Source organism: Arcticibacterium sp., from assembly GCF_055134445.1.
The window spans coordinates 1-10834 of sequence record NZ_JBSRVI010000120.1 but is presented as its reverse complement, the minus strand read 5'-3'; the positions used below and the strand labels follow the sequence as shown (position 1 = coordinate 10834).

Genomic DNA, 10834 nt, shown 5'->3' with positions numbered 1-10834 from the left:
TGTGCTCTTCCGATCTATACTTTTGCAAAAAAAAAGCCTCCTTGAAGCTTAAATTACTTTTTCTATTACTCATTTTTCAATCTGCTCTTGGTGCAAAATCAGGACCAGAAGAATCGTATTATGTCGTTAACAACCTTTCTAAGGATTGGCATGTTTATGACCAAGAAAACGAAACTTTTCTACCTTATATTTCTGGAATTACGGGTTCAAACGCTGCCCATACCGTCATTTTTGATGTAAAAAAATATAAACACGCCAGTTTATTAATAAGAACAAGCGTACCCCATAGCTACATTTTCATTAATGGTCTGCTTTATAAAAACCTTGTTGCAGAACAATGGCTTATAATACCTATAAGTGAACTGAGCTCTTTTGGTGGAGAAATAGCTGTCTCTTTTTTTGGCAGTACTAATCCAGCTTATAAAGAAATTTTCATTGGCTCCAAAATTTACAACTCGGTTCAAAGCACTGGAATTATCAGAGACAACATACTTCATATGAAAATGAGAAGCCTCCTCCCTCATTTTGATTTTTATATCTTGGTGTTAACACTTATTCTAGTTTTCATAACTGCATCTTCTTCCATTAACCCGAAAGCATTTAACGAGTACTTTAATTTTAAGGACATTTTTACCGTAAAAATCAGAGACACTAGACTACTCATTAGCAAACCTTTAAACCAAATAAACATCACTTATGTGGTTTTATTGAGTTTGGTTTCCAGCTTTATATATATACTATTAAGAGGGAAAGGAATCTTCATATTCCAAAACCAATTTCCTAAAATTGAAAGCCTCTCTGGTTTAGCATTTTCTTTCGTTTTCTTAAGAGCCGTACTTATATGCCTAGCAGGATACTTCGGAAAATATTTTTTACTAAACATTGTAGGTAACCTTTTCGGGCTTGAGAAATCCATAAATATTCACTATTTCAAGCTAATTCAGTTCAATTTGGTTTTCTATTTATTGGCAAGTATTACGCTTTACACCCTTATCCTATCTCATCCATTAGAGCAGCCTAACTATGCTACCTTGGTACTCGTAACGGCTGTTTTAATCTATATGGTTAGAACCATTATTGTTTACTTTACCATTTTAAAAAGTACAGATATTCAAAGTCTTTATTTATTTGCATATCTTTGTGTCGTTGAAATATTGCCAATATTCATAGGTATTAGATTTGCCTTCTAGATTTAAATAACATGGAGAGTGATGAAAAGGCTAAGTCAATAACGGTTATTTCAGTAAAAACAAATTCTTGCTTAATATCCTGAATTTCGTTAACCCATTTAACAATAAAAATACGCTACTCTAGAATGAGTCAAAATTTAGAGCAAGACCAAATGCAAGAAAGGAATAGAAAGGTAGAAAGTATTTTAGTAACCTTATCTGATCCTATCAAAGCAGGAAAGAACAGTACACCATACGATAGACTAAAAGAAGACTATGGGATTAGGGTGGACTTCAGAAACTTTATTGCTATTGACGGTTTGTCCGCTAAAGAGTTTAGAAAACAAAAAGTAGATATACTTAGTCATACAGCAGTCATCTTTACAAGTAGACATGCCATTGACCATTTCTTTAGGCTTTGTGCCGAATTAAGGATTGAGATGCCCATTGACATGAAATACTTCTGCATTTCAGAACAAACGGCCAACTATCTTCAAAAGTACATTACGATAAGAAAACGTAAGATTTTCTTTGGAGAGAGAACCGCCATGGATTTGGAGCCTTTTATATTGAAGCATAAGAAAGATAAATATCTTTTCCCATGTTCAAATATCAGAAATGACTCCATTCCTGACATTATGGAAAACGCTGGCATTCCATTGACAGAGGCTATTATTTATGAAACAGGCCCTGCAGATTTATCAGATCTGACAGATGTTTTCTATGACGTGATTTGCTTCTTTAGTCCGTCTGGAGTTCAGGCACTTGTCCAGAACTTTGAGGGTTATCAGCAGAAGAAAACGAGATTGGCGGCTTTTGGGCCAACCACAGCTCAAGCGATTCTGGACGAAGGACTTATTCTTGACATACAAGCCCCGCTTCCAAATGCTCCTTCTATGGCCGGTGCTTTAGAACTCTACATTAAAGAGGCCAACGGTTTATAAATGAATTAAAACAATATCTTTTATTAAAACGGTCTCAAATTATGCTTCCCAAAGATTTTATGTTGATAAAATTTGTTATCCTTGTATAATTGGAATTACTTCGAGTCGTTTTATTAAAAACATTAAATTTTTGAATAAACTGTCGAGCTTAAGAAAACTGTTATTGGTCATGGCTTTAGGCCTTTTTGGACAATACTCCTTTGCCCAGTCAGACCCTCAGTTTACGCAATATGTTTTTAATTCTTTCTATCTAAATCCTGGTGCAACTGGTCTAGGGGGAAAAACTAATATCTCTGCGTTTTATAGGACACAATGGACGGGATATACAGGAACAAGTGGCTCTGGTGGTGCTCCTCAAAGTCAATTACTATCTGCTTCTATCCCTATTTCTCAGCTACAAGGTGGTGTAGGTATCTACTTTATGAATGACCAGATTGGTGGTGGAAACAGCAATCGGGAAATCAACCTATCCTACGCTTATCATAAAAGGATAGCAAATAACATTCTTGGAATTGGTATTTCATCTGGCTTATATTCAAGATCGTTAGACGGAGGAGAGTTTATTCCCCGAGAACCTGATGATAGTGCCATACCAACCAGTAAGATTAGTGAATCTCATGTGGATGTAAGTGCGGGTATATATCTTTACAACCCTTCGTATCAGTTGGGATTATCTGTAAAGCATATTAATCAACCATCTTTTGGATTCTCAACATTGACGGGTAAAAACCCTTTAAATAGGAGTTTATATTTGAATGGTAGTGTGCTAATTGGACTTTCATATACATTGGATTTTACCCCAATGTTTGTTATAAAAAGTGATTTTAAAACGGTGTCGCCAGAAATTGGAGGTTTGCTTTCTTATAACTCCTCCTACTGGGCTGGCTTAAATTACCGTTGGCAAGATGCGGCTTCTTTCCTAATAGGTGGAAACTTCCTGAATAATAAGGTAAAATTAGGGTATGCTTTTGATTACGTGGTGTTTGGAGATCTAGCAAAGGCTCCCACGTCTCATGAATTTATGCTTTCCTATACCTTAAGTGCCCCACGTTCGGGAAAGAAATCTATTATTCGTACTCCGCGATATAGATACTAATAATGAAACTAGACTTGAATGCGACTAAATCCGTAGATAGAAAAAATCATTATTAAAAATTGAATTCAGATGGCATGATTTATGCAAATTGAACTCTTGAAAATAGATTACGTCCATAGAAAACCGCTTTGTGTATTTTCTTTGAACTTTAACTTATTTTCACAATAATAAAGAAACAGACAGCGTTTTTAGTCTGTTCTTTAGGACTTAACAGGCTTTATATACTAATAATTAATTTCTTGTTTATATGAACAGGCGTCTATTTAAAACATTATCGAAGACTTTGCTAATAGCAGTACCCGTGCTATTTACCATGCAGAGTTGTAGCTTCCTTAACAAAACCATGGAAAAAGTGGGTATAGGCAAAAAAGGAGGTGATATCGCTGGCGATGGACTGAGTGGCTTGGCCAATGGGGAAATTGTGGCCACAGCCAGAAAAGGATATAAGCAAACTGCACCTTCTGGAATGGTATTGATACCTTCTGGTTCTTATATCATGGGGCAGGCAGATCAAGACATTCTATCTTCTAGAGTCTCTATGAATAAAAGGGTTACTATTAATCCTTTCTATATGGACGACACGGAAATAACCAATTACGAGTACAGGACATTTGTAAACTATATGTTTGCAGATTCGGTATCTGTACTTGGAGAAGAATATATTACTTCAAAATTATCTCCTGACAGTACGGTATGGAGTAGAGATTTCTCCTATCATAACGGAGACCAAATGACGGAGTATTATTTCTCTAGTCCGGCTTTTGATACTTATCCAGTAGTGGGTGTGAGCTGGGATGCCGCTCAATATTTCTCAGAGTGGAGAACAAAACAGTACAACGCATATAGAGAAGAAAACGGACAATTTAAATCGCCAAGATTTAGACTACCTTCTGAGGCTGAATGGGAATGGGCTGCTAGAGGTGGTAAAGAAGGAGCTAAATACCCTTGGGGTAATCCTTATGTAGCCAATGGCAAAGGATGTTTCTTAGCCAACTTTAAACCATACAGAGGAAATTATAGAGCAGACGGATACCCGTACACCGCACCTGCAAACTCTTTTAATCCAAATGATTTTGGTTTATTCAATATGGCAGGAAACGTGTCTGAGTGGACACAAGATGCCTATTCTGAGTCATACATGCCTATCACTTGGGATTTAAATCCAGTATATGATGACCCAGACGAGCCAAGAAAAGTGATTAAAGGTGGTTCTTGGAAAGATGTAGCTTACTTTTTAGAGACAGGTACAACTACTTTTGAATATAGAAGCACAAGACGTTCTTATATCGGTTTCAGAAACGTAGTGGATAGACTTGGTTCTATACCAGGAAGAGAATAACAATAATTTTAAGCGGCTTAAAACCCGCTTTTTCTAATTCATAAAATAAACCAAATTCATATTATTTAATTAACTTTCTAATGGCAGCAAATAGAGAACCTAGCATTTTTTGGGATAAAATAATTCCTTTCTTTTACGGACTTGGAGCGGCAGTAGTAATTGTCGGTGCGTTAGGTAAAATTCAACATTACGATTGGGCTGGTGTAGCTTTACCAATTGGTCTTGGTACTGAGGCACTCATCTTCTTGATTTATGCTTTCCAGTCTGTCTTAAGACCAGATGAAGATTATAAATGGGAAAAGGTTTATCCAGAATTAGATGAGACTTACACGGGAGCTCCAAGAGCTACTAGCTCTGTAGCCAATGCAGGTCTTACTTCCAAAATGGACGACATGCTCGCTAACTCTGGCATGGACAACGAGATTTTTGATAATCTTAAAGTTGGTTTTAATAAACTAACGAGCACCGTTAGCAACCTTGGTGAAATATCTGACGCCACAGTAGCTACTGGAGAATATGCAGCAAATGTAACTCTAGCATCGAAAAAAGTTGGTGAAATGAATAATGCCTATGGCGTGGCTGTAACAGCTATGAACAGCATGGCGGATGCCACTAAAGATGCTCAAGAATATAGAGATCAATTTCAAAAAATCACTCAGAACATGGGTGCTTTAAACGCGGTTTACGAATTAGAGCTTCAGGATACCAATAAGCATCTTAAAGCAATGAATTCTTTTTACAGCAATCTCTCTTCTGCGATGTCTGATATGTCTGAAGCTTCTAAGGATACTCAGAACTTCAAACAAGAGCTTAACAAGCTTACAAATAACCTTACTTCGCTGAACTCTGTATACGGAAGTATGCTTTCAGCAATGAAAGGTTAGAAAAGAGACCTCTAAAAGAAATACTAAACCGTTTAAAACAAAGATATTATGGCTGGTGGAAAAGAATCACCTAGGCAGAAGATGATAAATATGATGTACCTGGTGTTGACAGCAATGTTAGCTTTACAGGTCAGCAATTCGATTCTTCAGAAATTCCTTACAATTGATAATAGTCTTATAGCAGCAAATACTCAAGCAAATACCTCCAATGCAAGAATCATAGAATCTATGAAAGTTGCAGTGGATAAAGCTGGAAACAAACCAGAGTATGTACTTCTTTTACACGCTGCCGATAGTGTAAGAAGTTCTACTTCTAGGATAAATAGCTATATAGAAACTTTAAGAACAAGAATTATACAGGAAGCTGGAAAGGGTATTGACCCAGAAACCAACCAAATTATAAATCTTGCCGAGGAAGAGAAAATATCTAACATTTTTGTAGGTAGTGGAAACAAGAAAGATGGTGAAGGTTATAAACTGCAAAAGTTACTAAGAGCGTATTCCACTGGAATAGCTAAGTATACCAAAGGTGCGGTTACTCTTTCAGATTTAGCACCGGATGCAAAAGACGACCCTGCATTTAGTGGAACTAAAGACCCAGGTGAACTAAACAAAGATTTTGCTCAGGTCATGTTTTTAGCTACTCCTGTGCCTGCTGCATTAGCTTCTTTAAGCCAGAAACAATCTGAACTAAGAAGACAAGAGGCAGAAGTGTTAAGTCACCTTGCTCAACAAGTTGGAGCTAAAGAAATAAAATTTGATAAGATTTTTGCCGTAGTAATTCCAGATTCTAGAACGGTAGTGGCAGGACAAACATATAAGGCTGATGTGGCCATTGGAGCATACTCTAGTGCTATTACACCTAAAATCAGTATCAATGGCTCTCCTTTAGCTGTAGTAGATGGTAAAGGAACTTATGAGACTAGAGCTCAAGGTGGAGAATATGATTCAAACGGACAATTAAAAAGAACTTATAAAGCGACTATCTCCTATCCGAAACCAGACGGTTCAACAGAGTTAGTAGAGCAAGAAGAAACTTATACGGTACTTAAACCATCTGTACAACTAGAGTCGGCTTCATTGCCAGCACTTTATTTCAGATGTGCCAACAAACTTCAAACCAGCTCTCCAGGACTAGGCGTTCTATTTAAGCCTACTTTTAGTGGTCAAGGTGCAGACTTTATTGCTGGTGGAGGAGGTAACGTAACGGTAGTGCCTAATGCTAATAAGGTGGTACTAAACGTAAACAATGATGGGATAAACTTACAATCTTTCCCTTTTAAAGTGAGACGTGTACCTAAGCCAACTATTCAAGTATTGGCTAATAATGCACCAGTAACAGATAATGTTAGCCAGAGAGGCCTTTCTGCTTCATCTGTAAGAACAATAAACGTTGTAGCTATATCAGATGAGGATTTTAAAAATAACAATCCCGAAGATGCTAGTTTCAAAGTTACAGACTATGACGTTTTCTTAGCCTCTGGGGTTAGACCTAAAGGAAACTTGAAAGGAATCAGCGGAAATCAAAGTTTAAATGACCTTGCACGCAATGCTGAGCCTGGAGATCGTTATGTTATTACTATTAATAAAGTAATGCGAAGAAACTTTAAAGGAGAAACCGAAGAAGTCAATGTTGGAGAGATGACCGTTCAGATTCCTTTGAAATAATTTTAAATTAAATGTCAATGAAAAAATTCAAATCGCTAGCTATTTTGACTGGTTTAATTATCAGTCAGGTAGCCTTTGGTCAGGAAAAATCGGACAATGGGCTCAATCCATTGTCATTACGCCCAATTCATGAATCAAACGTGGCCTACAAAGTGGGTTTATGGAGACGAGTGGATTTGAGAGAAAAACAGAATCAGCCTCTTTTTGCCAATAATAATGAGATCACTAAATATCTTATTGAAGGTGTCAAATCAGGTATTTTGGATGCATACGCGGAAGATAATTTAGAAGAAAGATTAACTTTAGACGAGTTTAACCAACGCATGTTTAAGCGTTTTGAAGGTGGCGGCCTTTCACAAGAGGAACTAGACGCTGGATTTGGAACAGAAGATGCTGCAGCAGACGATGGATGGGGAGAGTCTACATCTACTGGCGGAGACGCTGGATGGGGTGAAGAAACAACCACTGAAGATAACACGCAAAATGGAAAAATAACCACAGCAAATGCTTCTCAAGCACCTTCGGATGGTTACGAAATGTTCCCTAATGAATTCTACCTTTTAGAGTTAAGAGAAGATTGGATTTTTGACAGACAACGTTCTCGTCAGTATTTTGATATTCAAACTATCAGTATCAAGATTCCTGCAGAAGCATCCACGGATGGTCTGGAGAAAACTTTAGCCTCTTTTAAATATAAAGATTTAGAGCATTTCTTTAAGAATAATCCAAATGCAGTATGGTATAATGAGGCCAATACAGCCAAACATATCAACCTTGCAGATGCTTTTGAATTAAGATTATTCCATGGTCGTATCGTTAAAAAGTCTAATTCAATGAATAAATATTTAGACGAACAATACAAATCACCTAAAGAGGCTCTTAACAAATCTCAAGCACTGGAATATGAGCTTATTGAATTTGAGCATAACCTTTGGGAGTTCTAAATATAGCAACCATCAAGAAATCAAAATCCTTGCTCTAACGAGTGAGGATTTTTTTTGTTTAATGGATATCCCAAAAGAAGGGGTAAAAACTTTTAGCCTTTCTATACAAAAAAAGACAGCTCCTTTAATAGCTATCTCCTTTCCTATTTAAACCCGCTTTATGCATTAGGTAATCTCCCGATATTTATCGGGACCGCAACTAAATTGGTTCCCATCGGCAAGCTTAGGGTAACACAAATCAGTTCACTTCGTCAGGCTAAGTGCAGGCGTAAACCAATTTAAACTCAATCACCATAGCCCTTCGACATTAGCTCGGGGTAAACGCTATACTAATTTCCTTTATTGTCTGATTTATTGTGATTTAAAACTCATAACGATTCCCCAACGCATAATCCGAGTTAAATCAATATTAGATATCAAAATTAAACATATAAGACATCTTAAGTATCTCATCCGTAGCCATACCCACAAGACTTGGTGGCTTTATTCCAAACGCCGTCATATCCACTTCAAACCTCCCATAAATAGATAATTTACCGTTTTCAATCTTCTGCTCACCCGAAATGCTAAATGGCTTGGTTACCCCATGAAAAACTAACTTCCCATTGGCCGTGACTTTTTGACCATTATAAACCAGCTCCTCAGCAGAAAAAGTGACACTAGGATATTTCAAGGCTTCTGTAGCTTCTATCACATGAGAATCTCTATTAGAATTTCCGCTATCAAAACTATTTATCGCTGCTTTAACAGCTATAATCTCCAATTGTTGGCTCTCATCATTAAACACAGCAATACAATTAAAGTCTTTGGCAGAAGCTTCAAAACTATGCAAAGTATGATGCAAGCTATACATCAAAGATGAAGACTTCTTATCTGCCACAACCTTCCTTTTAGTCAATGGCTCAGCCATAAAACTACCAAGCATACAAAAACCAATGAGTACTAAAAAATTCTTTTTCATATTTCTATCATTTTAAAACTCAAGTTTGATGGTGACTATAGAAGCCGTGTAAACTGCAAAAGTACCTATGGCAGCCGCTCTGTGCCACTTTTTATCCACATTACCCCTACTCACCTGATTCGCCAAAATATTGGTCGCTATCATGCCTGTCATGTGTGTAATGGCCATCATTTTATGAAGTTTAATATTGTCAAACTTCTTTCTGTTGACCATTGGCGGTGGAGTAAATAAAGCCATTAAAGCACTTGTACCATAAGCTATATTGGTACCTAAAGCAACCTTTTGATGAGCATCACGAACGTTAAAATTACCATTATAAAGCTTCGGTCCTAAAATCGCTTGTGCTATCATTCCTCCTGCTGCTAAAAGACCGGTGGCTTGATGTATCTTGAACATATTTCTTCTTGCCTTTAACTCTCTTTCTCTACTTGCTGCTGATAATTCCTTAGGTGCAAAACCCACCTTCCTATATAAGCCATTTTGTCCCCAGAGCATACGTTGGGTAAAAAGCATTTTCTCTGGTAAGTAAACAGGTTCCGTTTCTTCGGCTTCCAAATCACCTAATAACTCATCCATAGATATCTCTTGAGCTAGAACCACAACTTGAATTCCAAAAATGAGAAACAGAAATAAAGCAATTCTTTTCATTTATACTTTGTTTAAACTTTCATAAATTAGGCAAATACTTTCAAAGCGTTTTTATCTGCGGCCAGTACTGTTTTAAAAATTGTTAGAGGAGCAGATGCAGGGTCCTTAGTTACGGCACCAGAAGAAGAAAACAAAGAGCCATGATTAGGGCACCTGAAGTCATTTGAATTAGAACGATATTCTATCTTCCTTCCTTCGAGTACATTTTTTTGATAAAGCTATAAAGTTCTTAGAGCCTGTATTCACAATTATAATGTCACCAGCATATTCAAATCCCCCATCCATAAGCAGTTTTGAGAAATTTGCATTTGTAAGATCAATTGTAAAGTCTATTGAAGAACCGGTACTAGTACCCACAATACCTGAGACAGCATTACCATCACCTGGATTTGTGCTATCTACTGGGTTCGGGTCATCTTCTGAGCTACATGACGCTAATGTACCCAAGCAGTAAAACGCCATTAAGGCCTTTGAACTCATCCCTAAAGTTTTCAAAAACTGACCTCTGCTTACTTCTTTGTTTTGCATATTTTTAAAATTTAAAATAATATGCAGCCAATACGAGAAAGGGAGAATAAAGGTTGTGCTAACTTAATTATTAAGTTGAATTTTAGTAGAAATAAAAAGTCCAGTAGTTAATAGTTTCACATTCCCTTAACCCACTTTCCTTATTGGCACTTTAAGAAACGTCTCTAAATAACTTCTCTTTTTGGAGGAAATAGCTTAAACCCATTGGCATCAAAAAAAGGAATGATCTTGGTACACCTTTTTTGCGTACCCTGATCATCCGTTTTGCGGTCAAAATGAAGAAAAACAAATTGGAGTTCTCTCGCTTCATTTAGGAACAATATGTTCAGATGAAAAGAAAGCTTACTGTATTGAAATTTTATTTACTAAAACCTCTGATTCCTAATGCTCGCCATGAGCAGCATCATACCCCAGAGCGAAAACCAAAGTTTCCAAAATACCTCCAACGATAAAGATGAACAAATCACCAAATACAGCTAAAATTGTAAGTATGGCTAGGTAAATAACAATCATTAACCAACTCGGAATTTTTGAAGATATACTTTCAGACATTATATACTAGTTTTAAATTTGAAACGAAGCTACGAAAATTAGTATTTCGAAAGAACGGAAAAAGTGATTTTAATTATTAATCGGGTTAAAAAAGGATAGAA

Annotated in this window: 12 protein-coding genes; 7 read left to right on the top strand and 5 right to left on the bottom strand. The window is 36.7% G+C overall.

The window, feature by feature from the left end; genetic code table 11:
- The 7 genes from ACTBZY_RS15460 to porN all read left to right on the top strand — a co-directional run.
- Positions 1-1190: DUF4271 domain-containing protein (locus ACTBZY_RS15460; protein ID WP_463047249.1), on the top strand; the 1190-nt coding region annotated here is incomplete at its 5' end.
- A gap of 125 nt (positions 1191-1315) precedes the next feature.
- On the top strand, positions 1316-2113 hold the full coding sequence (locus tag ACTBZY_RS15455) for a uroporphyrinogen-III synthase (protein WP_463047248.1): 798 nt from the start codon (positions 1316-1318) through the stop codon (positions 2111-2113).
- 130 nt (positions 2114-2243) lie between these two features.
- Positions 2244-3209 carry a PorP/SprF family type IX secretion system membrane protein gene (locus ACTBZY_RS15450; RefSeq protein ID WP_463047247.1) on the top strand — a complete coding sequence of 322 codons (966 nt, stop codon included), beginning with the start codon at positions 2244-2246 and terminating at the stop codon, positions 3207-3209.
- A gap of 247 nt (positions 3210-3456) precedes the next feature.
- Positions 3457-4548: a T9SS ring complex lipoprotein PorK/GldK gene (gene porK / locus ACTBZY_RS15445; RefSeq protein ID WP_463047246.1), complete on the top strand. Its 1092-nt coding sequence runs from the start codon at positions 3457-3459 to the stop codon at positions 4546-4548.
- Between the two features lie 80 nt (positions 4549-4628).
- Complete coding sequence (gene porL / locus ACTBZY_RS15440; protein ID WP_463047245.1) at positions 4629-5432, top strand: type IX secretion system motor protein PorL/GldL; 804 nt, start codon at positions 4629-4631, stop codon at positions 5430-5432.
- Between the two features lie 48 nt (positions 5433-5480).
- Positions 5481-7100 (top strand): type IX secretion system motor protein PorM/GldM, encoded by a 1620-nt coding sequence (porM, locus tag ACTBZY_RS15435; protein ID WP_463047244.1) that lies wholly within the window; start codon positions 5481-5483, stop codon positions 7098-7100.
- Between the two features lie 17 nt (positions 7101-7117).
- On the top strand, positions 7118-8044 hold the full coding sequence (gene porN, locus ACTBZY_RS15430) for a type IX secretion system ring subunit PorN/GldN (RefSeq protein ID WP_463047243.1): 927 nt from the start codon (positions 7118-7120) through the stop codon (positions 8042-8044).
- Positions 8045-8453: 409 nt separating this feature from the next.
- Here porN and ACTBZY_RS15425 read toward each other — a convergent pair whose 3' ends face one another.
- The 5 genes from ACTBZY_RS15425 to ACTBZY_RS15405 form a co-directional block, all read right to left on the bottom strand.
- Positions 8454-9005 (bottom strand): YceI family protein, encoded by a 552-nt coding sequence (locus ACTBZY_RS15425; protein WP_463047242.1) that lies wholly within the window; start codon positions 9003-9005, stop codon positions 8454-8456.
- 12 nt (positions 9006-9017) lie between these two features.
- On the bottom strand, positions 9018-9653 hold the full coding sequence (locus ACTBZY_RS15420) for a hypothetical protein (RefSeq protein ID WP_463047241.1): 636 nt from the start codon (positions 9651-9653) through the stop codon (positions 9018-9020).
- Positions 9654-9679: 26 nt separating this feature from the next.
- The gene (locus tag ACTBZY_RS15415; protein ID WP_463047240.1) at positions 9680-9787 is read right to left on the bottom strand and encodes a hypothetical protein; all 108 of its coding nucleotides are present in this window, start codon (positions 9785-9787) and stop codon (positions 9680-9682) included.
- Positions 9788-9821: 34 nt separating this feature from the next.
- Positions 9822-10181 (bottom strand): hypothetical protein, encoded by a 360-nt coding sequence (locus ACTBZY_RS15410; RefSeq protein ID WP_463047239.1) that lies wholly within the window; start codon positions 10179-10181, stop codon positions 9822-9824.
- A gap of 381 nt (positions 10182-10562) precedes the next feature.
- The gene (locus ACTBZY_RS15405; RefSeq protein WP_463047238.1) at positions 10563-10733 is read right to left on the bottom strand and encodes a hypothetical protein; all 171 of its coding nucleotides are present in this window, start codon (positions 10731-10733) and stop codon (positions 10563-10565) included.
- Positions 10734-10834 lie beyond the last annotated feature (101 nt).

Coding starts and splice junctions, on each gene's coding strand:
- ACTBZY_RS15455 (WP_463047248.1), top strand. CDS start 1,316: ATGAGTCAAAATTTAGAGCAAGACCAAATGCAAGAAAGGAATAGAAAG.
- porK (WP_463047246.1), top strand. CDS start 3,457: ATGAACAGGCGTCTATTTAAAACATTATCGAAGACTTTGCTAATAGCA.
- porL (WP_463047245.1), top strand. CDS start 4,629: ATGGCAGCAAATAGAGAACCTAGCATTTTTTGGGATAAAATAATTCCT.
- porM (WP_463047244.1), top strand. CDS start 5,481: ATGGCTGGTGGAAAAGAATCACCTAGGCAGAAGATGATAAATATGATG.
- porN (WP_463047243.1), top strand. CDS start 7,118: ATGAAAAAATTCAAATCGCTAGCTATTTTGACTGGTTTAATTATCAGT.
- ACTBZY_RS15425 (WP_463047242.1), bottom strand. CDS start 9,005: ATGAAAAAGAATTTTTTAGTACTCATTGGTTTTTGTATGCTTGGTAGT.
- ACTBZY_RS15420 (WP_463047241.1), bottom strand. CDS start 9,653: ATGAAAAGAATTGCTTTATTTCTGTTTCTCATTTTTGGAATTCAAGTT.
- ACTBZY_RS15410 (WP_463047239.1), bottom strand. CDS start 10,181: ATGCAAAACAAAGAAGTAAGCAGAGGTCAGTTTTTGAAAACTTTAGGG.
- ACTBZY_RS15405 (WP_463047238.1), bottom strand. CDS start 10,733: ATGTCTGAAAGTATATCTTCAAAAATTCCGAGTTGGTTAATGATTGTT.